Raw genomic sequence first — 26,725 nt, forward strand, 5'->3', positions numbered from 1 at the left:
AATTTAACCTTAAAAGGTCAACAGACCCTAGTGCTTGGAAATAAAAAATCGAATGGGCGGGTCTTACTAAATATGGCAGAAAAACAACAACGCTACGAAGCCCTAGTTCACATTTATCATAAAGAACTCTATCGCTTTGCATACTGGTTATGTAACGACCCGCACATAGCGGACGACTTAGTACAAGAAACTTTTTTACGTGCTTGGCGTTCACTCGACTCGTTGCTCGATCAAAAAGCCGCTAAGCCATGGTTGCTAACAATTTTAAGACGTGAAAATGCAAGGCGCTTTGAGCGTAAGCAATTTTATTACAGTGATGTAGATAACGACACGCTAGTGGATCGCACCAGTCACAGCTTAGACGATAAAATGGAGCAAACCGTTATTCAACGGCAAATTTCTTTGTTGGCCGATGAATACAAAGAGCCCCTGTTACTACAAGTGGTTATGGGCTGCAGTGGCGATGAAATTGCAGACATACTCGATTTAAACAAAAATACCGTGATGACACGTTTGTTTCGAGCAAAAAATCAACTTAAAGAGGCATTAAGCCGTGATGATGAACAACTTAAAGGGGCATCAAAATAATGGATGAACTTGAGTTTCGTCGCCGTACGATTGCACAGCCAAACGAGCTAGACACACAGTTACTAGAATTTGCAAACAGCAACCCCGACAGACAACAGTTTTTAAATGAAAGCAAAGCATTTGATAAGCAACTCAATGATGCACTTGATATCCCTGTGCCTGACAATCTTGCTGAGCAAATTATTTTAAACACGTCGTTAAAAGAAAAAACGCAGAAAGATGAACCTAAATCAAATAGTAGTCTCATTCAATCGCGCTCATGGTTTAAGTTTGACCGATTACATTTAGCTTTAGCAGCCTCATTTGTGATTGCCGTGAGTGCGTTTATGTTTAGCTCAGAGCACACTATTAATAACTCTGCTGGCGAACATGCGTTAGCGCATGTTTATCGTGAAATATACGCGTTAGATAAAACCCAGCCGATTAGCATTGAAGCTGTTAATGAAAAGCTCGCTTTGCTTGGCGCTCAACTCGATGATTTACCAGGGAAAGTCACTTACGTTAACTTTTGCGATTTTCAAGGCGAAAAAGGTATTCATTTAGTGTTTGAATCAGACTTTGGCCTCATGACAGTGTTTATTGTACCTAGCGATAACAAAGTCTTTGAAATAGGCTCTGATGATTTTAGTGACTCGCGTTATGCTGGTCATATAAATCGAACAAAGCAAGCTGATACCCTGCTCATTGCAAACCTTGGCTCGCCAGTTAATATGTACAACGAGCGTATTGCCGGCGCTATTCGCTGGCTGTAAGTGTTTTGCAAGCAATAAAAAACCGCACTTAGGTGCGGTTTTTTATTGCGAATAAACTAGGGTCTGTTTACCTTTCAAGGTTAAATTTGCAGCAGCCTGTTTGGTATTTAGGCAAGGCAGAGCCCATGTGGTGTGGTTATTCCCCATAAATAGGCGATAACGCAGCATCAATGCCAAACAGGCGCTGCCCGAAGGGTTCTGCCTAGGGGCGATTAACTCTTTGTTGCTCGGCTTTTACTTAGCCCACTAGGTTACAAACCTCGCGCCGCGATTAAATCGCCCCTAGTTTGAACAAATTTTAATCCGCAAAGGTAAACAGACCCTAGGTGATTATTTACTACTTACACACATCAGCTACAGCGTTGGCAAAGTAGTCAACATTTGCTTGGCTAATACCTGCTACGTTCACACGGCTAGAACCCACAATATAGATACCATATTCTTTTTGCAGCCGTTCTATTTGCGCTTTATTAATGCCTAAAAAAGAAAACATACCGTGTTGGCGATCAATAAACGAGAAATCTTGCGCGATATTTTTCGCAGCTAAGCTGTCTTTTATTAAAGTACGAAGACCGTTAATACGGTTACGCATTTCATCAAGCTCACTGTGCCATAGCTGTGTAAGCTCTGCGCTACTTAAAATAGTGTTCACAATATCTGCACCGTGCGCGGGGGGCATAGAATAAATACTACGTACCACACTTAACATAACTGAGTTAGAAATATCTGCGGTTGCGCTATCTTTTGCCATAATTGAACAGGCACCAATACGCTCACGGTATAAACCAAAGTTTTTAGAACATGATGAACAAATGATCAACTCTTCAACCGCTTTGGCTAAAATACGTAAACCGTTAGCATCTTCTTCTAAAGAAGAACCAAAGCCTTGATACGCAATATCAATTAATGGCGTAAAGCCGACATCTTTAGCAAGTTCAGCAATGGTGTTCCATTGTGCTTCGTTTAAGTCCATTCCGCTTGGGTTATGACAACATGCATGTAACAAAACCACATCGCCTTTAGGCACTTGCGTCAGGGTTTCAACCATTTCATCGAACAATAAATCTTTGTTTTCATAATCATAGTACGGGTATTCTTTAACCGTTAATCCCGCAGCTTCAAATAAGCTTATGTGATTTGCCCAGGTTGGATTAGTTACCCACACCGTCGCATTTGGGTTACAACGTACAATAAATTCTGCTGCAACTCGCAGTGCACCAGTGCCACCTGGCGCTTGTGCAGTACGAACACGATTAGCTAGTAATGCTGGGTGTTCACCTAGTAACAGGTTTTCCATTTTTTGACAGTAGTCTAAGTTACCAGCAAGCCCAATATACGATTTACTCATTTCGTTTTCGAGGCGAAATGCTTCAGCTTTTTTAACTGCTTTCAATACAGGAGTATTGCCCTGCTCGTCTTTGTATACACCAACCCCTAAGTCAATCTTATTTGGGTTAGTATCTTGTTTATAGGCTGCCATAAGGCCAAGAATAGGATCTGTTGGTAATGGTTTTAATACTGAGAACATTGACTATCTCTTCGTTATTTAGGGGTTGGCTTATACCTAAGCTTAACATAAAAACTGACTAGATTGACCAGTGATATTTACACTAAAAAGTGAGGAATTTTAATGCAACATGCAATTAATAATGCAAGCGTTGCATTATCAAAAAAATCAGTGTTAAAGGCTTCGCCATCGACAATGCCAATACAGTGTTGTTGCGTGTTAAATAGCGGTAAACAGGCCTCAGCTTTAACCTTAGGGTCGCAGGTATAGTACTCCCCCCCTGCCGCTAGGTATTGCTCAACATTGTTAATCACTCGCCCTTTACCACTGAGTGCCACTTGCACATTATTACTGCCAGTGGCAAATTCAGCTGTCAGCGGAAATAATGGGCGGCTCGGCGCACCAAAATAAGCCAGTTTCAATAACTGCTCGCCTTCGTTGGTGGGGGTATTTTGATAAATGCCATACCAATCAAGCTGAGTGTTTTCAGTAACGTAGTCAACAATTAACTGCAGTTGCGCAAGCTTTGCTGTTGTTTGGGTATTTTGGCTAACGTAGTCGTTTAAATTAAACGGCTCATCTTGCAAGTGGCCAAATAAACTACATGCCCCTCCCTCACCTAATTCAGGAATGTGATACTGCCAACGCACAGCCGGTGCAGCATTGCTATTTAAGTACTGCTCAAGCTTTTCTAGCTCAGCGTTAATTAACTGTTGCTCTACATTAAGCTGAGCTTGCTTTAAATAAGAATTAACCATTTGGCCATCCAAACATCTATAATGCCAAGATAGTAGCATGGATATTTTTATAGTGCTAGCCAATTTAAAGCGCTTTTTAAAACACAAAAATTACGCCTTTGCGCCACAAGTTTGGTATTATTTATCACAATATTAGCTTCAATCTTAAATAGGTTAACTATGAGTGATAGTCACTTAGTGTATTCAACAACCACGGGACGAATTGACCAGCCCAAGCCAGAAAAAGAGCTGGATGTAAAACTATTTAAAGACGGCTCTATTCGCATAGAGCGCCAAACTAAAGGGCGAAAAGGCAAAGGTGTCATGCTCGTCGTCGGATTAGATCCACAACAACACGATTTAAAAAAATTAGCAAAAACAATAAAAAGTAAGATGGGTCAAGGTGGCGCAGTAAAAGAAGGAGTTATTGAAGTACAAGGTGATGATCGCGATAAACTAAAAGCGATTTTAGAAGGATTAACATTTAAAGTAAAAATTGCGGGTGGTTAACCCGCATTTTAGTTTATCCTTTAAGCTGCGCTAACTGCTCGAATAACGCAGGAATATCAGACTCGGCAATAGGTTTACTAAAATAATAACCCTGAACAATAAAACAATTATTATTCTTTAAAAACTCAATTTGCTCTATCGTTTCAACACCTTCAGCGACTACGTTCAATTTTAGCTTTTGTGCCATCGCAATAATTGCAGCGGTGATCTCCATATCATTTTCATCCTCTGGAATATCTTTAACAAACGAGCGGTCAATTTTTAAAATATCGACAGGGAAACGCTTTAGATAACTCAGCGAAGAATAGCCGGTACCAAAATCATCAATAGAGATTGAAATACCCAGTCTTTTTAATTGATGTAGCTGCTCTATGGCTGCCTCAACATTCCCCATCAGCATACTTTCGGTGAGCTCTAGGTGCAGGCTTTTAGCGTTAATTTGTGTCTCTTTGATTATTTTTTTCAGCATAGGCACTAAGCTTGCGTCTTTAAATTGTCTTGCTGAGAGATTTATCGACATATTACTCGCTCGCCCTTGCTGTTCTAATCGCTGAGTAAACTCACATGCTTGCAGTAATACCCATTCGCCAAGCTCCACAATTAAACCGGTTGCCTCGGCGATAGGAATAAACTTAGTGGGCGAAATAAACCCTTGGGTAGGATGAAACCAACGCAGCAATGCCTCATAACCTACAACACTGTTATCGCGACAATCAACTTGTGGCTGATAATGCAAGGTTAGTCGTTTTTCTTTTATAGCCTGGCGTAACTCATTTTCTAAAAATAGCCTTTCATTCGCCGCTGCATCAAGATCTTGGCTGTAAAAATGGTACGTATTGCGGCCTTTGGCTTTTGCTTCATACATGGCTAAATCAGCATGCTTTAATAATTGATCTTCCTCTAAACTATCAAAAGGCGCTAGGGTAATACCAATACTGGCACTGATAATTACTTCATTACTGCCTAATTTTATCGGCTGATTTAAGGTTTTTTGAATAGTATTTGCCACTTCAGATGCTTCTTGTTGATGCTCTATACCACTTAAGAGAACGGCAAACTCATCACCACCTAAACGCGCGATGGTATCTTCTGCTCGCAAGCGAAATTTTAACCGATTAGCAACTTCAACCAATAACTGATCGCCAGCATCGTGCCCTAGGGTATCGTTTATACGTTTAAATTCATCCAGATCAAAATAAAACAATGCAAATGAATAACGCCCTCTTTCGGCTAGTGCCATCGACTTTCTAAGCTGCATTCTAAAAAAGGTACGATTAGCAAGCCCTGTTAGGGTATCAAAGTAAGCCAGCTGCTCCATCTTTCGCTGACTTTCTTTAACAAATGAAATATCTTGCGCCGATGCAACGTAACTGGTAATTTTTCCACCGTCTTCACGAATAGGGGATACACTCAACGATACCCATATTGGCGACTTATTTTGTACTTCAATCAGTGTATCTCCTCGCCAGTAATTGCGGTTACGCAAATCAAGATCGATATCCTCTACTAATATTGTCATTTCATTAGCAATAATGGTGAGTAATGGCTGGCAAAGAAAATCATTTTCAGCAAAGTCTGTCATCTCTAACATTTTGGGGTTAACGTACTCAATCACAAAATTTTCATCTGTTATAACCACGCCAGTGCCTGAAAAAGCAACCGCTTTAGATAAACGATTTGCTGCTTTCTCTGCAATTTCTTTTTCTATTATACGCTGATTTAAACCATCGATGAGTTTGCGAATTTCAATGGTCATATCTTTAAATGAGCCATTGAGTGTGCCAATTTCATCTTTATTTTCTTTTGGAAAATCAATTTCTAACTGGCCTTTACCAAAGTGGGTAACGGCATAAACGAGTGAATGCAAGCGTCTTAATACCAGTTGGTATAATGCTTGGTGTAATAGCAAGGCCACCAATATGGCATACAAAATAAACAAACCAAAAAATTTAACTTTTAAATCTTTAAGTGCTGATAACGTGGAAGAGCGCTTTTTATATACGCCAACATACCAATTTACACCGGCTACTTTATGAATATTTATAATATACTCTTCATCATTTAATGAAAATGAATCGGCGTATTCCGGTAATTGTATTTGGGTAGTATTGTCTATAATCTGTTTTAGCTCAGCAGAGAGAAAATCACCCGCTAACAGCTTTTTATTTTCCTCACCGTATTGTTGATAACTGTCAGGCCCTATATCTGGGTGTGCCAGTATCTGGCCTTGTTCATCAAACACCACTAGGTGTTTTTCTTTTCCACCTACGGGTAATTGCGTTATAAGTGACTCAAGTAAAATATCACTGCCTGTCACCCCTAAAAACTCATCATTTTTATATATAGGTACAATTAAGCTTATGACCCACTTATTCCAAATGTCATCATAATAAACTTTCGACCAAAGTGGCTCACGCTGCGGATTAGTCAGCGATTTAGCATAGTTGAAACTATCGCTTTGGTTAAAAATATAATTGCTGGGCACATTGAGCGCCCAATTTGGAGGAGCAACGCGAATGAAATTGTCTTTTGTGATCAGGTAAAAATTATAGAAATCTTGTATTAGTGTTGGCGCAATTACTTTCCAAAGAGATTCTGAATCTGCAATTAACTGATTATAAAAAGGAGAAAGGGCCTGTTTAGGCATAAATGCACCCGAGAGTCCATCAACCGATACACTGCGCACTGAACCGTCAGTAGTCACCTGCATGGTGGGGGGCGTGTTATTTTTAAATAATAGTTGCCCCTCAAATAGCTGCTCGCTAACCACAATATTAGCCTGCTCTGCTATTTTAACCTTCGTTGCTATAAAATTATTAAATTGCTTTATTAATAATTGATTCGACTGCTTTAATATTTCATGATCTTCAAAAACCAGTTGTTTTTCTTCAGATTTAAGCATTAGCGCAGCGGCACAAATTCCAGCCACTAAACAAATGCCAGAGATTAATAATGATAACTTTACACTAAGTGAGTTTATTCCAAATCGAGATGGAGGGCGTCGATACACAAAGGACCAACCTTATTAATAATTATTATTTTTGTTTATCGTAGAAATATACCAGATCTTAAATCATTATTATAAATTATTTGTAAAGTTTTAAAAAAACACTATGTTTTGTATATATATCAGGTAAAGAACCTATTTAATGTAAGTGCTTGTTGACATTACGGGTGACACTTCATACATTAAAGACATGCAAATAAATGACTCACAAATCTTTTTCTCTTTTTTTAGCTTCTTTATTTAGAAGAGGCTGCTCTGTTTGTGAGATAAAATCAATCGAATAGTAAAGCCTCCCAACTGGGAGGCTTTTTTGTTTACGCTGTTAAACACAGTGATATTTTTGGAATGAGGAAAACCAAATGAGTAACGATGTTTTAGACACGCTTAGGCGCGATATAAATGAAATTGATTCAGACCTACTGGTGTTATTAGCAAAACGGCGGCGTATTAGCCACGGTGTTGTAGAGTATAAAATAGCCAACAACAAACCTATTCGGGATGAAGCGCGTGAACTTGCTTTACTCGAAAAACTCATCGGCTATGGTAAATCACTAGGCTTAGATGCCTATTACGTTAACAATGTTTTTCAAACTATTTTAGAAGACTCAGTATTACATCAACAAGCTATGCTGCAAAAAACCCTCAACCCTGATGCGCTAAGTGAAACTCATCGGGTAACCTACTTAGGCGGACAAGGCTCTTACAGTCAACTTGCGTGTCATAAATACTTTAGCCGCCGACCAGGCAAGTTAATTGAAATAGGTTGCAGCTCTTTTGATGAGATCACTGGTAAAGTTGAAAATGGCCAAGCCGACTTTGGCTTGTTGCCGATTGAAAATACTAGCTCAGGCAGTATTAATGAAGTATTTGATTTACTCCAACATGCACAAGTCTCTATTGTCGGTGAAGTCACTCACAGCGTAGAGCATTGTTTATTAGCCACTCCAAACACAGCGCTTAGCCAATTAACTAAAGTATTTGCTCATCCACAACCATTTGCTCAATGTAGCCGTTTTTTGCAAGGGCTTGGCGAATTACAACACGAAACCTGTGATTCAACATCAAGCGCATTAAAATCAGCACTTGAAACACCAAACAGTGCTGCTATTGGCTCTGCACAAGCAGGTAAAAATGTTGGCCTAGAAGTGATTAAATCCAATCTTGCAAACCAAAAAGAAAACCACAGTCGTTTCATTGTTGTTGCACGAAAACCTTTGCACGTATCTAAACAGATCCCGACTAAAACCAGTTTAATTATGGCAACTAAGCAACAAGCAGGCTCACTCGCTGATGCGCTGATGATTTTTAAGCAGCATAATATAAACTTAGTAAAATTAGAATCTCGCCCTGTACCAGGAAACCCATGGGAGGAAGTATTTTATGTGGATTTAGAAGCTAACCTTGCTGATAATCAAGTAAAGCATGCGTTAGATGAGCTTAAAGAGCACACTCAATACGTGCGCGTATTAGGTTGTTATCAAAGCGAATCACTGCAAGCAGTGAGCGTAGAAAGTTAGCCCACACTAGTATTAAAAAAGGGCCTGCGAGCCCTTTATAGTTTTAATTAATCGAGTACTTTCGCATCATTTGCTTTATTTAATAAACTGCGACTTTGTGTTAAAAAGTGCGCTGTAGAATCAGAAAAATAGGCTTTTGCATCAGCAAATGCATCGATTAAGGCAGGCTTATCGCCTGCTTTTAGCTTTTGCAGTGTCTCTGAGAACAATGACTGATACTGCGCTAATAAGCTTTCTACATTATTAAATTGTGCCAGCATAATATCGGTGTATAGCTCTGGAGATTGTGCAAATAGACGACCGACCATCATCAGCTCTAACTGGTAAATAGGTGATGAGCAACTACGCAGCTCTGCGAGTGTGTGTCCTTGTTTTGCTAAAAACTGGCCATAAACAAAGGTGGTTAGATGGCGCATTACCTGAATAATTTGCATTGCCTCGTCATGCTTTTTAGCATCAAGTTCTACTAACTGACAGCCCCAAATTTGCAGCTGCTTTAATAAACCTTGCGCCACTTCAGGGTTACGTCCTTCACATACCACCACGGTTTGCTTTACCCAATGAGAAATATCAGGACCAAACATGGGGTGTAAGCCAACAACGGCGCCATTGTGAACTTTTTTGAGCACATTTAACGGCGCTTGTTTAACCGAGGTAATATCAACCAGCAAACAGTCTTCATCAAGTTTAGGTAACGCGTTTACCACCGTTTCAAGGGCATTAATTGGCACACTGATCATCACCAGTTTTGCACCTTTTAGAATATCTGCGGCCTGAGCTTGCTGAGCCTTATCTAAAATTTTAACCTCGTAACCAGAGCGCTGGAATTGCTTTGCAAATAGCTGCCCCATCGCCCCCTCACCACCAACAATAACAATTGGAGAGAGTTGTGGGGCGACACAGGCTAATTTTGCTTGTTGATTTTGGTAGGCTTCACGCATCATGCGCCTGAGAATATCTTCGACTAAATCGGGGTTAACGCCTTGATTAATTGCTTCTTGGCGTCGTGCAGCTAATAAATCAGCTTCTCTATCGGGTGCATGTAGTGGCGCACCCGTTTGTTGTTTTATTGCACCAATTTTTTGAGTAATACTGTTGCGCTTTGCAAGTAAGGCAACTAACTGTGCGTCGCACTCATCTATAGCTGTTCTTAGCTGCGCTAAATCGCTTATCTCTGCCACGTTCTCATTCCATCCAAAAAAGCAAAATCGTAAATTAATACTTACAAAAAAGTAAACTAATCAATACGATAATACTAACAGGATACGTTTGGGGTTAAAAGGCTAATTAGTGAAAAAATCAGTATGGGTAATACAACTAATGAGGAGAAAGGTTAAATACAAAAGTGGCTAGAAGCCACTTTTATTAAAGCGCGCCTTTGCTTTAATATTCCAATGCCATAGTCGCGAGCGACATAACACTTTCAAATGATTCTGCACCGGCGATAAATAGGCCATTATGGCAAAACATAGCATCATCTATACCGGTCACGGCTTGAAACTCACTATCAGATAACCCAGCCCACGGTGCAGGTAACGGTTTTCTGTCTTCAAACGAGCCTAGCTCTGCAGGCACCGTTTGCACTATCCACTGACCAGAATGAGACGGGTAAACAACATATAACGCCTCTTTAGATAAGCTATGGACGGTTTTTTTCCACGGTGTATAGCGCTCTAGCACGATTAAACGTGGATCGTCTGCTTGTTTAATTGCTTGAGCAACACTCTTTTTAGCATTTAAACCACCCCGGGCAGAAGCCACAAAACGAATCAGTAAAGTGTGCGCAAACTCGACCGCTTGCTCAAAAGCAGCATCAAAATCACTTTCCTCTTCCCATGTTGGGTTAAACATGGAAATGGTTTGGCTTAAACTAATGCCTGTGGCAACCCCTTCAACATGACCACAATCTATGGCATCAATAGTAGAAACAAGGCCCCCGTCTACCGCATTCGCCACATCTTGATTATCATCACATATTGCTAAACCATATTTTTTCCACACCAAGCCAAATGATGAAAAAGGAATCCCATTTTCGCGAGCACCCGCACCGCCGCGCTGATGGTGATCAAATCGGTCAGTTTGCGGGTCATATTGACCGCCAACATCAATAACCACATCGGCGTCATTAATAATTGCATTATCACGTGTGCGGATCAGGGTAAAAGAAGGGAAAATAATTTTCAGTGCAGCGATACTAAAAACGTCATCTGCATGAAAATTACCATTGTGGGTTACTATCGTTTTATCATTCATTTTTTATATCATTTTTTGCAAGAAGTGAGAAGATATTATGCTTTGAAGTGAACCACACTTTAACGCATGCAGGTTAAGGTGTGTATTGGTTTTTTAATGTAGCAATATAAAAACCGTAATAGCATTAAAACCAAAACGGGTTGCAACCTAAAGGTTGCAACCCGTTTTTTTGCGTTGATAAAAAACGCGTATTAGTTAAGTTTTTCTCTAATACGTGCAGATTTACCAGAACGCTCACGTAGGTAGTAAAGCTTAGCACGACGAACTGCACCGCGACGCTTAACTGTTACGCTATCAATAAGAGGGCTGTGCGTTTGGAATACACGCTCAACACCTTCACCGTTCGAAATTTTACGAACTGTAAATGCTGAGTGAAGACCACGATTACGCTTAGCGATTACAACACCTTCAAAGGCCTGTAGACGCTCTTTAGCACCTTCTTTTACTTTTACCTGTACAACTACTGTATCACCAGCGCCGAATGCAGGTACGTCTGTTTTAAGCTGCTCTTCTTCAAGCGCTTTAATAATATTTTGGTTTACTTTTGCCATTATGTTTCTCACTTTCCTAGGTGTAACTGTCTTCTAGCCACAAGCTTTTTGGTACTCTTGCTGAAATTTCGCGAGTAATACCGCTTGCTCCTCAGTCAGAGCTAGGTTATGCAACAAGTCAGGACGGCGAAGCCAAGTTCTGCCTAATGACTGCATAAGCCGCCATTTAGCTATCTCTTGATGGTTTCCGCTGAGTAATACAGCAGGCACCTGTTTGTCGTCCAATGTTTCTGGCCGTGTATAGTGAGGACAATCTAGCAAGCCATTAGAAAATGAATCTTGCTCTGCTGACTGGTTGTGTCCTAACACCCCAGGCACTAATCGCGCTACTGCGTCAATTAATGTCATGGCGGGTAGTTCACCCCCACTCAAAATAAAATCGCCAATTGACCATTCTTCGTCAACGTACGACTCTATTATTCTCTCATCTATACCTTCATAACGACCGGCTATTAAAATTAGTTTTTCAGAGTTTGCGAGTTCGCAAGCCCCTTGCTGATCTAATTTGCGCCCTTGTGGCGACATATAAATTACTTTTGCACCATCACCTGCCGCCTGTTTGGCGTCAAGAATGGCTTGTTTCAATGGTTCAACCATCATCAACATGCCTGGCCCGCCCCCATAAGGACGATCATCTACGGTTCTATGCTTATCAGTTGCATAATCACGTGGATTGAAGCAGTTAAAATCGATTAAGCCCTTTTTAACAGCACGACCGGTTACACCTTGCATTGTAATAGCATCAAACATATCAGGGAAAAGGCTAATAACCCCTACCCACAACGAATTTGTTTGACTCATTAAAAGCTTGGATCCCAATCGACAGTAATCTCTCGCACATCATGTTTAACTTCTTGAATAACTGAATCAGTTAAAAAAGGAATTAAACGCTCTGTTTGACCAAATGCATCTTTACTGTTTGCTTTTACAACCAGTACGTCATTTGAGCCTGTCTCCATCAAGTCATCAACAATGCCTAAATCATAACCTTTATCAGTTACAACCGACATGCCAATGAGATCTCGCCAATAGAATTCACCTTGCGGTAATTCGGGTAGTTGCGCTGAATCAACAGAAACTTCTACATTGGTATAAACCATTGCTTGGTCTCTATCGTTTACTTGCGCAAATTTAGCGATAAAGCCTTTGTTGTGGCGACGCCAGTCGACCACTTCTAAGGATTGCCATTTACCTTGCTGCCCTATCAACCACGGGCTGAATTCGAAGATCCCTTGGGGATCATCAGTAAATGAATGCACCTTAAGCCAGCCCTTTATACCATATGGGGCGCCGAGCTTTCCTACGACAATGATTGATGAGGTGTTCTCTTGACTCATGGTTACACTTACGCCTATTAAGCCGCTTTACGAGCGTCTTTAACTAATTTAGCTACACGATCTGAAAGACCTGCGCCTTGACCTAACCAGTGTTCAACACGTGGAAGATCTAAACGAAGTTTTTCTTCTTGACCTGAAGCGATAGGGTTAAAGAAACCTACTTTCTCGATGAAGCGACCGTCACGCGAGAAACGGCTATCCGCAACCACAATTTGATAGAAAGGGCGTTTTTTAGCGCCACCACGTTGCAAACGAATAGTTACCATACCGTCCTCTAAATAGATTGACTGTTTTCATTAATAAGATTTACTCCCCAGTATGGGGAGCCGGTGAATTGTACGAGTTTTTAGCAACAATGCAAGTAAGAAGTGATGCAAAAAGCCAGTTAAGTAGATTAAACCGTGATCCAAGATAAAAAAGCACATGAATGAACTATTATGTGCATAGTTTATTCAATAATAAACAGACTTTTTGCCTGCTTATTGATTGCTTTTTATCTCAGATTAAAGATATTGAAGCTTCAATTATTAAAATTTCGGGCCACCGCCACCCATCATTCCAGGTGGTAGCATGCCTTTCATGCCACGCATCATTTTTTGCATGCCGCCTTTACCTTTCATCTTTTTCATCATTTTTTGCATTTGCGTAAATTGCTTGAGCAACTTATTGATCTCTTGTACTTGTGTACCAGAACCCGCTGCAATACGCTTTTTACGTGACCCTTTAATAATTTCTGGACGGGCGCGTTCTTGTTTTGTCATCGAACTTATTATTGCTTCCATTTGTATAAAGGTTTTATCACCCATTTGACCCTTTACCGCATCAGGTAGGTTAGACATGCCGGGTAACTTATCAAGCATCGACATCATACCGCCCATGTTTTTCATTTGCTTTAATTGTTCTGCAAAGTCATCCAGGGTAAAACCATTTCCCTTAAATACTTTTTCAGCAACCTTGGCCGCCTTTTCTTTATCCACTTTCATTTCGACTTCTTCGATTAATGAAAGTACATCACCCATGCCTAAAATACGTGAGGCAATACGATCAGGATGAAAAGGCTCCAGCGCATCGGTACGCTCACCCACACCCATAAATTTAATTGGTTTACCGGTTATATGACGAATAGATAGTGCCGCACCACCGCGTGCATCACCATCGGTCTTGGTCAGTATCACACCGGTCAGTGGTAATGCTTCATCAAAGGCCTTGGCTGTGTTTGCCGCATCTTGACCTGTCATGGCATCAACCACGAATAGCGTTTCAATTGGGTTAATTGCACTGTGCAGCGCTTTAATTTCATCCATCATGTTACTATCAACATGTAAACGACCTGCGGTATCAACTAGCACCACATCAATGAATTTCTTTTTCGCATAAGAAATTGCCGCGGTGGCAATATCAACAGGCTTTTGTGAAATATCACTTGGAAAAAACGCTACATCAACTTCTGTTGCTAGCGTTTCTAACTGTTTTATCGCTGCAGGGCGATAAACATCGGCGCTGACCACAAGCACCGATTTTTTCTTGCGCTCTTTTAAAAACTTAGCCAACTTAGCTACGCTGGTCGTTTTACCCGCGCCTTGAAGGCCCGCCATCATTACAACAGCTGGTGGCTGTGCATTGAGGCTAAGCTCTTCGTTGGCCTCCCCCATGGCTTTTTCAAGCTCTTCGCGGACAATTTTTATAAACACTTGGCCTGGGCTTAAGCTTTTAGTGACCTCAATACCGACCGCGCGCTCTTTAACTTGCTTAACAAAATCGCGAACGACTGGCAACGCCACGTCGGCTTCTAAAAATGCCATTCGTACTTCACGAAGTGTATCTTTAATATTGTCTTCAGTTAGGCGGCCACGGCCACTAATATTTTTTAGGGTTTTACCTAATCGCTCTTGAAGGTTCTCAAACATGTAACGGTTCCGAAAAGACGTTGATATCAACTCTATTAATTAGGTCGATGCTGTTAAAATTCAATTAAAAATAGTATACCGTAAATGAGCACATACAATATAGTGTTCAAGCACTGCTTATTGAGTTTCTTTTTACAAGGTCTATGCATTTGCTTTGCTATAAAATACAATAGCTCAATAACAAACATGAATTATTTGACTCCAATTAAGTGGCCAAAGCAAAATGCTGATTATTAGTTTAACTATTATTGCCAGTTTCTTTTATGTGTTAGCAACATCTCACGTGCTTTCACGATTGTTTCATCATCAAGGACCTAATCAAAAAGTTACTGTTGTATTGAGCACTGTCGCTATTTTGGCGCACATGCTGTTATTGGTAAATTCAGTGTTTAGAGCCGATGGGCAAGATTTAAGCATTGTCAATGTGGCATTGCTCACTTGCTGGGTTATTGTTATTTGTGTCACCACCGTTTCTTTGAAGTTTCCTGCAACCCTGCTGTTACCCGTTGTTTATGGCTTTGCCGCTTTACTGACTATTGCGAGTCTATTTATACCCCATCACGTTTTATTACAGAGCATTAATGTTGAACTGCCACTGGTTACGCATATTTCATTGTCGTTACTGGCGTATTGTATACTTATTATTGCTACCTTATATGGGGTGCAGTTTTATTTCATTGATAAACGTTTAAAACGAAAAGATTTAGCCATAGTTCGCAGCCACCTGCCGCCATTAATGGTGGTTGAACGTCAGCTTTACCAACTGTTAAATTTAGGCACCGTGTTATTAACTGTTGCATTATTAACTGGGTTTGTGTTTTTGGACGGAATGTTTGCTCAAGAATTTATTCACAAAACTATTTTATCGTTAGTTGCTTGGGCGATTTTTACTGTGATTGCACTTGGCCATATCAAACGTGGATGGCGTGGGAAAATAGTGGTAGTGGGCATTATGATTGCCGCATTTATACTCACACTCGCTTATTTTGGCAGCCGTTTTGTACAAGAAGTTATTCTGAATAAGTTTTAACTTGACTCTGAAAGCTCACTCTAGCCTAATACGCACAGATTTATAAAAAAAGGATCCATCGTTGGACGACATATCAACAAGTACCCTGTTTATCATTTTGGGTTTATTGGTACTTTTTTCTGCTTATTTCTCCGGTTCAGAAACCGGGATCATGTCAATAAATCGTATTCGTTTGCGACATCTCGCTAAAGAGAATCATCGTGCTGCGAAACGCGTTAGTAAATTACTCAGTCGACCTGATAGGTTGATAGGGCTAATCCTAATTGGTAACAACCTAGTTAATATTGCGGCAGCACAGGTTGCTACTATTATCGGTATTCGCTTGTATGGTGACTTAGGTATTGCTATTGCTACTGGGGCGCTGACATTAGTGGTGCTTATTTTTGCAGAAGTAACGCCTAAAACATTGGCTGCACTTTATCCTGAGCGAGTTGCTTTTCCAAGCTCGGTTATATTAAAAGGATTATTAAAAATCCTTTTCCCGTTCGTTGTCATTGTTAACTTGATGACTAACGGCATACTGCGCTTATTTGGTATTAGTGCGGCACAAATAGATGAACACAGCATGAGTAAAGAAGAATTAAAAACAGTGCTGAATGAGTCTGGTGCATTAATCCCTGCTCGCCATCAAAGTATGCTGACCTCTATTTTAGATTTAGAGCAAGTGACTGTCGAAGATATTATGATCCCTCGCAATGAAATTGTAGCCATTGATATTAACGACGATTGGAAAATAATTAGTAAGCAACTTACTCATGCCCAGCATACTCGGGTGCTTTTATACCGAGATAATATTGACGATGCTGTCGGTTTTATTCATTCTCGTGATGCATTACGCCTACTCACTAAAGAGCAGTTCGATAAGCCGTCGTTATTGCGTGCAGTTCGTGAAATTTACTTTATTCCCGAGGGTACTTCGCTTAACACCCAACTACTTAAGTTTCAGTTATCGAAAGAACGTATTGGCATTGTAGTCGATGAGTATGGTGATATTCAGGGCTTAGTTACACTTGAAGACATTCTTGAAGAAGTGGTTGGTGATTTTACCACCACACAAACTCGCACACCGAGTGAGGAAGTGACCACTCAAAGTGACGGCTCTTATATAGTGGATGGCGGTGCTAACGTGCGCGACTTAAATAAAGAAATGGGCTGGGATTTCCCATTAGACGGCCCTAAAACATTAAGCGGCCTCATTGTTGAGTATTTAGAAGATATTCCTGATGCGAACTTAAGCCTTCGTATTGCAGGGTATCCCGTTGAGGTACTTGAAGTAAAAGAAAACATGATTAAACAAGTTAAAATTCAGCCCAACAAACGAAAAAAATAATCCTAAAAAGGAGCCAATTGGCTCCTTTTTTAGTGCTAAGTAGTTACCAACAAATAACTTAAAAAAACAAACGCTCTAACCAGTTTTTGTCTAACTCATCTTCACAGCGCCTCAATTGCACACTGTAGCGGCTCGCACGGTGTTTTACTTTATTAGCCACACTCATTAGCCACTTTTTGTTGCGATAGGTACCGCGCTTGTAACCACCCCACCCCTCGTGATAATTTAAATACTGTGCGTAGGCATCCCATTTAGACACGCCATTAATTTTATTAGTTTTATAAACAAACCATGCCATAAAATCGATAGCATCTGCAAAGTTATCTCTATCAGCGCCACTGCTGCCTGTTTCATGTATGTAGTCAGACCAGGTTGGTGTTTTAGCTTGAGAATAGCCATAAGCTGAACTTGCTCGGCCCGTTGGGATCACCCATAAAAAGTACTCCATAGGCGGCGCGGCATTATGGCGAAATGAGCTTTCTTGGTACATCATACTCATCAATACATGCTTAGGAGAGCCCCATTTTTCTTGCGCGTCTTTGGCATCAAAATACCAGTCAGACTTCTCTTCAAAAATCTTACAAATATCCTCTGGCTGCTTTGGTGGTGCCGCTGCGCAGCCCACTAAAGTCAGCAGTAGGGATAAAGTAATAATATTTTTTTTCATTTTTTTAAGATCTCACTGAACCTTTCAAAAAAGTGTAGGTCTGAATCTATGAATGCAGCAGTACAGCATTGTTTCATCCCTAAAGAATATTTACGCAGCCACTATAGGCTGCGTTTTTTTTGCTTGTTACTTATTAAAATAGGTATCTAGAAACGCAGTGAATGATTGATTATCCGCTTGCTCAATTGTTTTTTGAGCTTGATACGACTGGGCAGCCTGTTGCTCAAGCCACGATTTTGAAAATTCAGTATAACTGGTTATCACATGGTTTTGCTTATACTTTTTAGCAAGTGACAGTGCAAAGTGACCATTATCTAACCCTGAAGCTTTTAGCTCATCTACGTAACGACCCGAATAGGTTAACTCAGGCTTATGTACCCAAGTTGCCATGCGTTTGATGGTTGCTGAGTAATAATCAACACCATAAGCGCTATCCATCCACTGAGCAACGTCACTCAGCTGACTAAAAATTTCGTTTCCCCATGACTCAAGGCTGCGCGGCTCATTATTAAAATTAAGCATCAAACCTTGTTCTCGGCCTTGATTTACCACCGTATCAAGATTTTCAGTACTACGTGTTTGTTCTTCCCAACCCATAGGTGCTGAATCTTTTAATAAACAATACGTTAAAAATACATCTAAAAAGTGTATTTGTTCTAAATCAATGCCTACTTCACTAAATGGATTAACATCTAACGCTCGAATTTCAACATACTCTATACCTGTTCTAAGCAACGCATCGGTGGGTGTTTCACCATTTTTAGTATTTCGCTTAGGACGAATAGGCGAGTAAAACTCGTTCTCTATTTGCAAAATATTTTTATTTAATTGCTTTGGCTTTGTCGTCGTGTAATCGTCAATATTGCCATAAATATCTGAAGGGGTATTAATAGCCTGTTTAAGCCCTGCTACGTATTCATCTAATGAGTTATACATAACTCGCAGTGATGATTGTGCACTATTGGTATAGCCTAAATTACCTAATCTTAATGCAGTGCCTACTTCTAAGTACAAAGTCCCTTTGCCGAGTTTTTTAAATGGTAAGTCACTTTTACGCCCTTGCAAAAATGAGCTGCATAATGCCGGAGACGCACCAAACATATAGCTAATTAGCCACAGCTCGCGCTTAAAATTACGAATTAACGCTAAATAACCATCGGATATAAAATCGTCAAGTTTTAGTTTGCTTTGCTTAAATGAATGCAGTGATTGCCATAACGTTTCGGGAAAAGAAATATTAAAATGCACGCCAGCGATCGCTTGCATCATACTGCCGTAACGGTTCTTTAACCCTTCTCGGTATAACGTTTTCATTTTGCCGACATTAGAATCACCAAACTGCGCTAGCACAATATCATCTTGATGCTTGATAAAACACGGCATACTAATTGGCCATAATAGTTCATCGCCCATATGTTCTAAGGTAAACTTTTGTAAGTCTTTTAACTGTTGTAACGTTTGCTTTGATGATTTACTAACCGGCGTAATGAACTCAAGCAAGGATTCAGAAAAATCTGTGGTGATATGCCCGTTAGTGAGTGCACAACCCACCCCTTTAGGGTGTGCCTGCTTAGAAATAGAACCATCGGGTTTAATTCTTAGTGATTCTCTCTCAATACCGCGCATAATACCTTTAATAGCATGCTGATTATCTGCATTAGATAACGCGGTGAGCGTGTTCTTTAAATTATAAGTTGCCAAAAAAAGTTTCCTCGAGCCTAGTGGCTTAATCGTAAGGTTATGGGGTCAAATTACCTTTACTCAAGATTAAATAGCGAAAAACTACATGAATATATTCGATATAGTTTTTACTGGATTTTAAACACGCTTGTTACACGCCATAAAAGATAATCTTGCCATTGCCACCACAAATATACAATTTCTTTTATATATTAATTGCCGCAACCATTAAACCGTCACATGGTGTTTTAACGACTTTAAAAAAAACAATAAAAACCTAACAGTTTGTCATTATTGAAATATTAAAGTACGCTTAAGGTTGATAAAGATCATGAAAATAGCAAATAAAATCACTCACTTCTGCTATTTAACACATATCACTAACAACCATTAGTTTTAGTAATTACAATAGCCACCACCATAAAGAATGATAAAGAGTTACTATGCGTCGTAATCAAAGCTTAATAAACGAAGAAGTCACCTTTGAGGATCATCAGGAGTTGGTTTCTACAACCGATTTACGCGGTGTTATTACTTATGCTAACTATGAGTTTTGCAACATCGCTGGCTATGAAGAAGGTGAACTAATAAATAAAAATCACAATATAGTTCGCCATCCTGATATGCCAAAAGCTGCATTTAAAGAAATGTGGGATACCTTAAAACAAGGCCACTCATGGCGAGGAGCGGTCAAAAATTTATGTAAAGATGGTCGTTATTATTGGGTTGATGCATTTGTAACCCCCATTTTTGAGCATGGTCAACTTATTGGTTATCAGTCAGTGCGAATTAAATTAGCACAACGCGCAAAACGCAGAGCCGAAAAACTTTACACTAAAATTAATGCTAACAAGTCACTATTTAGCTGGCGTGAACGCACATCACTAAGACAAGGTTTAACCCTTGTAGGTATTTTAATTTGGTTGGCTGGTATGGCTGTTTGGGGCTCTTTGATGCTTGCAGCGATTAGCTTATTAGTATGTATTGTTGTTGTTGCTTTAAATTATGATGAGCTAGTAGCCACACCCAACACTCTTAAGCAACAAAAAAACCAAGCAGACTCTGTATCTCGCTATGTGTTTAGTGGCTCACACCCGCATAGCGTTAGCGATTATAGAGAGCAAATGCTCAGTGCTAAACTAAAAACAGTGCTTGGTCGTGTAAAGGACTCAACCTTAAGTTTTAACAATATTGCTCAAAGCTTAGATCAGCAATCGACATTAACCGAGCAAGGTATTTCTTCTCAAGGAGCACAGCTTGAGCAAATTGCCACTGCGATGTCGCAAATGAGCACCACAATTGGCGAAATATCTAACAACACTAATGATACCGTCGATAAAGTAGAGATTACTTATAAAGGCTGCTCTGATATAAAAAATCACATTGCCGATAATAGTAAAATGGTGTCTGACTTGGCAGTGCAAGTAGAGCAAGCGGCAAATACAGCCACAGGGCTTGCTACTGAGGCAGATAAAATTGGCCAAGTAATGAGTGAAATTGAAGGTATAGCTGATCAAACTAATTTACTCGCACTCAATGCAGCAATAGAAGCGGCTCGAGCAGGTGAACATGGGCGGGGTTTTGCTGTTGTAGCCGATGAAGTAAGGGCGTTGTCGTCGCGTACTCAAAACGCCACAGCTCAAATTCATAGCTCAATCAAAGAAATTCAAGATACGCTGTTTAGTTGGTCAAAAGTAATGCAAAGCACAAAACAACAAGCTGACGAGTGTGCCAACACTACAGTTCAGACCCAACATGCGCTTGACAGTATATTTATACAAATTAGTGAAATTTCACAACTTGCCACAAGTATTTCAACCGCAGCAGAGCAACAACAAATGGTCAGTAAAGACATTAGCAGCAATGTTGAAAAAATCAAAGGCTTGGGTGATGAAAACTTACAATTGAGTTTTAGCGTAGCCCATGGAGCTGCTGAGTTAGTGGAAGGCTCAAGAAAAGTGAATGATTTATTACTCACTTTTAAGGTTTAAAAAAAAAGCCGCTTTAAACAGCGGCTTTATTTGTATTATTAGTGGTATGGCAGTCACTAGCGGCTAGTAAACACTAAACCTTCTTCGTTAGCATCAATAACAATAATACTGCCTGGTTGAAAATCACTATTTAACAGTTTTTGTGCTAATGGATTCTCAATGGTTTGCTGGATTGCACGTTTAAGAGGGCGTGCCCCATAAACAGGATCGAAGCCACTGGCTGCAATTCGCTCAAGTGCGGCATCACTCATTTCTAATAAATAGCCCATTTGCGTTAAGCGCTCACGCAGTTTACTTAACTGAATATCTGCAATTTCTTTAATGTGGCTATGCGCCAACGAATGAAACACCACAATCTCATCAATACGGTTAATAAACTCTGGTCTAAATTCGTTATGAAGTACGCCCATCACCTTATTTTTCAGCTCATCGTAGTCATTATTCCCTGCTTGCTCTTGAATAATGTCTGAGCCTAGGTTTGAGGTCATAATGATCACGCTGTTTTTAAAGTCGACAGTACGGCCTTGCCCATCGGTTAAACGCCCATCATCAAGAACTTGTAATAAAATATTAAACACATCTGGATGCGCTTTTTCTATTTCATCGAGCAAAATAACTGAGTAAGGTTTACGACGAACAGCTTCGGTTAAATAGCCTCCTTCTTCGTAGCCTACATAACCTGGAGGGGCCCCCACTAAACGTGCCACTGAGTGTTTTTCCATGAACTCAGACATATCTATACGCACCATGGCACTTTCGGTGTCAAACATATAACCTGCCAGCGCTTTTGTAAGCTCTGTTTTACCTACGCCTGTAGGCCCTAAAAATAAGAACGAGCCAATGGGGCGATTTGGATCTGCAAGTCCTGCTCGCGAACGCCGTATAGCATTGGCCACCGCAATAACCGCTTCATCTTGACCTATCACTTTACTGTGCAATTGCTCCTCCATTTGCAGTAGCTTTTCACGCTCACCTTGGAGCATGCGTGCCACTGGAATACCGGTCCAACGTGATAAGATTTCTGCAATTTCATCTTCGCCCACTTGGTTTTTAAGCAAACTCATTTCTTGCATTTCGGCTTGCGATGCTAAATCGAGTTTGCGCTCAAGCTCAGGTATACGCCCATATTGCAGCTCAGACATACGTTGTAAATCGCTCGCTCTGCGTGCGACTTCTAAATCAAGTCTCGCTTGTTCAAGCTCGGCCTTAATGACTTGCGTGCCTTGTAACGAGGCCTTTTCTGCATTCCATACTTCATCGAGCTCACGGTATTGCACCTCAAGCTCACTAATAAGCTCAACCATTTCAGCACGGCGTTTCTGACTCGCCTCGTCTTTTTCTTTAGCAAGGGCATTGTCTTCAATTTTTAACTGAATAATACGACGCTCTAGCTTGTCTAGCACTTCGGGTTTTGAGTCAATTTGCAGCCGAATAGATGAACCTGCCTCGTCAATTAAATCGATTGCTTTATCAGGTAGTTGGCGGTCACTAATATAGCGATGCGATAACTGCGCTGCCGCGACGATGGCGGGATCGGTAATTTCTACCGAATGATGCAATTCATAACGCTCTTTAAGACCGCGCAATATAGCAATAGTGTCTTCAACTGAGGGCTCTTCGATTAATACTTTTTGAAAACGACGCTCAAGCGCGGCATCTTTTTCAATGTACTTACGGTATTCATCTAAGGTGGTTGCGCCAACACAGTGCAGTTCGCCACGCGCTAATGCGGGTTTTAGCATGTTACCTGCATCCATGGCGCCATCACTTTTGCCCGCGCCGACAATGGTATGGATTTCATCAATAAACAAAATCACTTGGCCTTCTTCTTTAGCCAACTCATTAAGTACCGATTTTAAACGCTCTTCAAATTCGCCGCGGTATTTAGCGCCCGCCACTAAAGAGCCTAAATCAAGCGAGAGTACGCGTTTATTTTTTAATCCCTCAGGCACTTCACCGTTAATAATACGCTGCGCAAGCCCTTCAGCAATCGCTGTTTTGCCCACACCCGGTTCACCAATTAGCACCGGATTGTTTTTAGTGCGACGCTGTAGTACTTGAATAGTACGACGTATTTCATCATCACGGCCAATCACAGGATCTAATTTACCCTGCTCTGCCCGCTCAGTTAAATCAATCGTATACTTTTCAAGTGCTTGACGCGTTTCTTCCGCATTCGGGTCATCTACCTTTTGACCACCACGAATAGCCTCTATGGCCGTTTCAACTTTGTTTGCTGTAATATTAAGTGCTTTGAACACGCCGCCAAGCGGCCCTTTATCTTCGCACGCAACTAATACAAACAGTTCGCTAGAAATATATTTGTCTTTGCGTTTTTGGGCGTACTTATCAGATAAATTTATCAGCGAAACCATGTTATTGGACAGCTGCACATCGCCACCAACGCCTTCCACCTTGAATAGTTTTTCTATCTCTTGAGATAGCTTAGTATTAAGTTCATCAACGCTAATCCCCATTTGTGCAAATAAAGCACGCACACTCGAACCACTTTGTTTTAATAAAGCGTACATAAGGTGAACGGGTTCAATAAATTGATGATCGCGACCTAGCGCTAACGATTGCGCATCTGAAAGCGCAGACTGTAATTTACTTGTAAATCTATCTAAACGCATGTGGGTTTACCTATAATAAAAACTAATTAGTTAATAAATGGGTATGTTAGTAGATTTGTTCAAGCTATTGTGGAGAAAATAATCACTTAATATGTATTTAATTGCGCCAGATCAAACTTGCCATACGCCCGGTTTGCCCGTCTCGCCGATAAGAAAAAAACAGATTTGCTTGAGAAACCGTACAATGCTCACCACCGCTAATGTTTATAACACCTAATTGGTTTAGCAAAATACGCGCTATTTTATAAATATCAGCTAAATATTTTTTGTTATTTTGAAGTTTAAACGCGCTGTGCATCGCAAAATTATTGGCAGTAAATAACTCAACGACCTCTTGGCCGACTTCAAATTGATTAGCTCCTATTGCAGGACCGAGCCAAGCATGTACGCTCGCGGAAGCCTGTTTAAAACAGCTCAGCGTATTTTTAATCACACCTTGCTCTAATCCTCGCCAACCGGCATGAATGGCAGCCACCTCTTGCCCATCACTTGATGTAAGTAAAATCGGTAAACAATCAGCCGTCATTATGGCCAGTGGTTGATGACGTAATTGTGTATAGAGCGCATCACCTGTGAGAATTTGGCTAAGCTCAAATTGCTCATCTACTGTAATTACATCGCCACTGTGAACTTGGTTTAACCAAATAGCCGGCTTAGGTAAGTGAGTATTTACACGCGCTCTATTATTTAATACATTTTGGCTGTTATCACCTACATGTAATCCTAAATTCAAACTATCAAATGGAGGCTGAGATACCCCCCCATTTCGTGTAGTACTTAGTGTCTCTACACCTTGAATAGGTTGCCAAGTTGCTGATAAGCCATACATTGTTAGCTTGCTATATCAGGATTTGCTTTGGTATCTTCACGCAGCGCTTGCGTCATCGCTACCATATCGTCAGGGATAGGGGCTTGCCATGTCATCATTTCACCACTAATTGGGTGCGCGATACTGAGTTTAACGGCGTGAAGCGCTTGGCGTTTAAAGCTGCGTAACAACTCAAATAATTCAGGGGTTGCACCTTTTGGTGGACGCGGGCGACCGCCATAGGATTGATCGCCAATTAATGGGTGATTCAAGTACGCCATATGTACACGAATTTGATGTGTACGCCCTGTTTCAAGACGTAAACGCAAACGCGTATGAGCACGAAACTTTTCGGCAACGCGATAATGCGTAATCGCCGGTTTACCCATTTCATGGACTGCCATGTGAGTGCGCTGCGTAGCGTGGCGGCCAATGGGTTTTTCAACCATACCACCGGCAGTCATTGTGCCATTACATAACGCTTCGTATTCACGAGTGAAGTTTTCACGTTTTTGCAGTGCTTTAACCAAATGTGTTTGTGCCTGAATCGTTTTCGCGACAACCATTAACCCTGTGGTGTCTTTGTCCAAACGGTGCACAATACCCGCTCGCGGCACATTGATAATATCTGGATAGTGATGTAGCAATGCATTTAACACCGTACCATCAGGGTTACCTGCACCAGGGTGTACCACTAATCCCATTGGTTTGTTAATCACTAAAATATCATCATCTTCATAAACAATGTTTAATTTGATATCTTGTGCTTCGTATTCACGCGGTGCTTCTATTGTTGTCTCAACAACGACAACTTCACCACCGAATAGTTTTTCACGCGGGGTGTTGAAAATTTCGCCATCAACGGTGATTTTATCATCTAAAATCCACGTTTTTATCCGTGATCGTGAATAATCAGGGAACAATTGTGCTAATACTTGGTCTAGACGTTTACCACCTAAGTCTGTTGGGACCTCGGCTTGGAGAGATATTTGCTCTGACATTAGTAACTTTACCCAATTTACCAGTGCAAGCTGAGCTTGACTGGGTTAGAATCGCTTTTAATAAAAGCATAACATAATACGCATAGTTTACTCGGTTTTACCCACTTGGCCTAGCCGAAGACATCGAAGGTAACAAATAAAATGATAAATAAAATAGGGAAACGTGCATTCGCCATTGTTTTTTCAGTTTCAGTACTTAGTTTAGGGGCCTGTTCGTCAGCGCCAGATCAAGAAGATATTCAGCGTGTACCCAATAGATCGGCACAAGCACTATACGAAGATGCAAAACAAACGCTTGATTCTGGTTTGTATGCACGCGCAATTGAATTATTGTCGGCCATTGATTCTCGCTACCCGTTTGGCCCGTTTTCAAAGCAAGTACAAATGGATTTAGTGTATGCACATTACCAATCAGGTAATACAGAACAAGCACTGGCAACCATTGACCGCTTTATACGCTTAAACCCAAACCACAAAGATTTAGATTACATGTATTACATGCGTGGCTTGGTTAATATTAAAGCGGATAAAAACGCTTTCCAAGAATACTTTGGTGTAGATAGAGCCGACAGAGATGCTAAACGCACCCGCGTTGCATTTACTGACTTATCAACCTTAGTTAAACGCTTTCCAGAAAGTAGCTACACCCCTGAAGCTAAACGCCGTTTAGTATGGTTGTTAAACCGTATGGCACGTTATGAGTTAAAAGTAGCGACTTACTACTACGAACGTGAAGCCTATTTAGCTGCCGCAAATCGCGGTAAATTTGTCGTAGAGCATTACTCACAAAGTAGTTACCTTGATCAAGCATTAGCCATGATGGAAAAAAGTTACGATAAACTTGGATTAACGCAATTAAGTGAACATGCGGCCCAAACGCGCAAATTCAATAACAGACAAAAATAAAACAAAAAAGGCG

23 protein-coding genes and 1 other annotated feature are annotated in these 26,725 nt (G+C 40.7%); of the genes, 8 read left to right on the forward strand and 15 right to left on the reverse strand.

Features of this window, described 5'->3' with window-relative positions; all coding sequences use genetic code 11:
* The first annotated feature begins 72 nt into the window (after positions 1 to 72).
* Positions 73 to 588 (forward strand): sigma-70 family RNA polymerase sigma factor, encoded by a 516-nt coding sequence (locus AC6H44_RS10250; RefSeq protein ID WP_500735336.1) that lies wholly within the window; start codon positions 73 to 75, stop codon positions 586 to 588.
* Positions 588 to 1,340, forward strand: a complete 753-nt coding sequence (locus AC6H44_RS10255) for a DUF3379 family protein (protein ID WP_500735337.1) — start codon at positions 588 to 590, stop codon at positions 1,338 to 1,340. The genes AC6H44_RS10250 and AC6H44_RS10255 overlap by 1 nt, the downstream gene beginning before the upstream one ends.
* A gap of 337 nt (positions 1,341 to 1,677) precedes the next feature.
* Here the strand turns inward: AC6H44_RS10255 and AC6H44_RS10260 are convergent, their stop codons facing one another.
* Positions 1,678 to 2,868, reverse strand: coding sequence for an amino acid aminotransferase (locus AC6H44_RS10260; protein WP_500735338.1), 1,191 nt, complete (start codon positions 2,866 to 2,868; stop codon positions 1,678 to 1,680).
* 77 nt (positions 2,869 to 2,945) lie between these two features.
* Entirely contained in the window at positions 2,946 to 3,605 is a 660-nt protein-coding gene (locus tag AC6H44_RS10265; protein WP_500735339.1) for a GAF domain-containing protein, read from the reverse strand.
* Between the two features lie 159 nt (positions 3,606 to 3,764).
* Here AC6H44_RS10265 and AC6H44_RS10270 point away from each other — a divergent pair, with 159 nt between their 5' ends.
* A complete protein-coding gene (locus tag AC6H44_RS10270) occupies positions 3,765 to 4,094 on the forward strand; it encodes an SUI1 family translation initiation factor (RefSeq protein WP_500735340.1) in 330 nt (109 codons plus the stop codon).
* A gap of 13 nt (positions 4,095 to 4,107) precedes the next feature.
* Here AC6H44_RS10270 and AC6H44_RS10275 read toward each other — a convergent pair whose 3' ends face one another.
* On the reverse strand, positions 4,108 to 7,104 hold the full coding sequence (locus AC6H44_RS10275; protein WP_500735341.1) for a bifunctional diguanylate cyclase/phosphodiesterase: 2,997 nt from the start codon (positions 7,102 to 7,104) through the stop codon (positions 4,108 to 4,110).
* 196 nt (positions 7,105 to 7,300) lie between these two features.
* Positions 7,301 to 7,416 (forward strand) — a sequence feature (Phe leader region).
* 44 nt (positions 7,417 to 7,460) lie between these two features.
* On the opposite strand from AC6H44_RS10275, the gene AC6H44_RS10280 reads away from it, so the two are divergent.
* Positions 7,461 to 8,618, forward strand: coding sequence for a chorismate mutase (locus AC6H44_RS10280; RefSeq protein ID WP_500735342.1), 1,158 nt, complete (start codon positions 7,461 to 7,463; stop codon positions 8,616 to 8,618).
* Positions 8,619 to 8,665: 47 nt separating this feature from the next.
* On the opposite strand, the gene tyrA is transcribed toward AC6H44_RS10280, so the two are convergent.
* From tyrA to ffh, 7 genes are all read right to left on the reverse strand, one after another.
* Positions 8,666 to 9,799 (reverse strand): bifunctional chorismate mutase/prephenate dehydrogenase, encoded by a 1,134-nt coding sequence (gene tyrA / locus AC6H44_RS10285; protein WP_500735343.1) that lies wholly within the window; start codon positions 9,797 to 9,799, stop codon positions 8,666 to 8,668.
* Positions 9,800 to 10,001: 202 nt separating this feature from the next.
* A complete protein-coding gene (locus AC6H44_RS10290) occupies positions 10,002 to 10,871 on the reverse strand; it encodes an MYG1 family protein (protein ID WP_500735344.1) in 870 nt (289 codons plus the stop codon).
* A gap of 191 nt (positions 10,872 to 11,062) precedes the next feature.
* On the reverse strand, positions 11,063 to 11,422 hold the full coding sequence (gene rplS / locus AC6H44_RS10295; protein ID WP_008114473.1) for a 50S ribosomal protein L19: 360 nt from the start codon (positions 11,420 to 11,422) through the stop codon (positions 11,063 to 11,065).
* A gap of 33 nt (positions 11,423 to 11,455) precedes the next feature.
* Entirely contained in the window at positions 11,456 to 12,223 is a 768-nt protein-coding gene (gene trmD, locus AC6H44_RS10300) for a tRNA (guanosine(37)-N1)-methyltransferase TrmD (RefSeq protein ID WP_500735345.1), read from the reverse strand.
* Positions 12,223 to 12,759 (reverse strand): ribosome maturation factor RimM, encoded by a 537-nt coding sequence (gene rimM, locus AC6H44_RS10305; protein ID WP_500735346.1) that lies wholly within the window; start codon positions 12,757 to 12,759, stop codon positions 12,223 to 12,225. The genes trmD and rimM overlap by 1 nt, the downstream gene beginning before the upstream one ends.
* Before the next feature lie 17 nt (positions 12,760 to 12,776).
* Positions 12,777 to 13,025, reverse strand: a complete 249-nt coding sequence (gene rpsP / locus AC6H44_RS10310) for a 30S ribosomal protein S16 (protein ID WP_008114468.1) — start codon at positions 13,023 to 13,025, stop codon at positions 12,777 to 12,779.
* A 261-nt stretch (positions 13,026 to 13,286) separates the two neighbouring features.
* A complete protein-coding gene (ffh, locus tag AC6H44_RS10315; protein ID WP_500735347.1) occupies positions 13,287 to 14,666 on the reverse strand; it encodes a signal recognition particle protein in 1,380 nt (459 codons plus the stop codon).
* A gap of 223 nt (positions 14,667 to 14,889) precedes the next feature.
* Between ffh and AC6H44_RS10320 the strand changes: the two genes are divergently transcribed.
* The gene (locus AC6H44_RS10320) at positions 14,890 to 15,696 is read left to right on the forward strand and encodes a cytochrome C assembly family protein (protein ID WP_500735348.1); all 807 of its coding nucleotides are present in this window, start codon (positions 14,890 to 14,892) and stop codon (positions 15,694 to 15,696) included.
* 61 nt (positions 15,697 to 15,757) lie between these two features.
* On the forward strand, positions 15,758 to 17,026 hold the full coding sequence (locus tag AC6H44_RS10325) for an HlyC/CorC family transporter (RefSeq protein WP_500735349.1): 1,269 nt from the start codon (positions 15,758 to 15,760) through the stop codon (positions 17,024 to 17,026).
* Positions 17,027 to 17,084: 58 nt separating this feature from the next.
* Here the strand turns inward: AC6H44_RS10325 and AC6H44_RS10330 are convergent, their stop codons facing one another.
* Both AC6H44_RS10330 and gshA read right to left on the reverse strand, forming a co-directional pair.
* A complete protein-coding gene (locus AC6H44_RS10330; protein ID WP_500735350.1) occupies positions 17,085 to 17,693 on the reverse strand; it encodes a transglycosylase SLT domain-containing protein in 609 nt (202 codons plus the stop codon).
* Between the two features lie 126 nt (positions 17,694 to 17,819).
* Positions 17,820 to 19,394 carry a glutamate--cysteine ligase gene (gshA, locus tag AC6H44_RS10335; RefSeq protein WP_500735351.1) on the reverse strand — a complete coding sequence of 525 codons (1,575 nt, stop codon included), beginning with the start codon at positions 19,392 to 19,394 and terminating at the stop codon, positions 17,820 to 17,822.
* 422 nt (positions 19,395 to 19,816) lie between these two features.
* On the opposite strand from gshA, the gene AC6H44_RS10340 reads away from it, so the two are divergent.
* Complete coding sequence (locus tag AC6H44_RS10340) at positions 19,817 to 21,364, forward strand: methyl-accepting chemotaxis protein (protein WP_500735352.1); 1,548 nt, start codon at positions 19,817 to 19,819, stop codon at positions 21,362 to 21,364.
* 56 nt (positions 21,365 to 21,420) lie between these two features.
* Here AC6H44_RS10340 and clpB read toward each other — a convergent pair whose 3' ends face one another.
* The 3 genes from clpB to rluD all read right to left on the reverse strand — a co-directional run bounded on the left by clpB (position 21,421) and on the right by rluD (position 25,806).
* The gene (gene clpB / locus AC6H44_RS10345) at positions 21,421 to 23,997 is read right to left on the reverse strand and encodes an ATP-dependent chaperone ClpB (protein ID WP_500735353.1); all 2,577 of its coding nucleotides are present in this window, start codon (positions 23,995 to 23,997) and stop codon (positions 21,421 to 21,423) included.
* A 97-nt stretch (positions 23,998 to 24,094) separates the two neighbouring features.
* Positions 24,095 to 24,826 (reverse strand): peptidoglycan editing factor PgeF, encoded by a 732-nt coding sequence (pgeF, locus tag AC6H44_RS10350; RefSeq protein WP_500735354.1) that lies wholly within the window; start codon positions 24,824 to 24,826, stop codon positions 24,095 to 24,097.
* A 2-nt stretch (positions 24,827 to 24,828) separates the two neighbouring features.
* Complete coding sequence (gene rluD / locus AC6H44_RS10355) at positions 24,829 to 25,806, reverse strand: 23S rRNA pseudouridine(1911/1915/1917) synthase RluD (protein WP_500735355.1); 978 nt, start codon at positions 25,804 to 25,806, stop codon at positions 24,829 to 24,831.
* 141 nt (positions 25,807 to 25,947) lie between these two features.
* On the opposite strand from rluD, the gene AC6H44_RS10360 reads away from it, so the two are divergent.
* A complete protein-coding gene (locus tag AC6H44_RS10360; protein ID WP_500735356.1) occupies positions 25,948 to 26,712 on the forward strand; it encodes an outer membrane protein assembly factor BamD in 765 nt (254 codons plus the stop codon).
* Positions 26,713 to 26,725: the final 13 nt, after the last annotated feature.

The organism is Pseudoalteromonas sp. TAP-3C, from assembly GCF_059888565.1.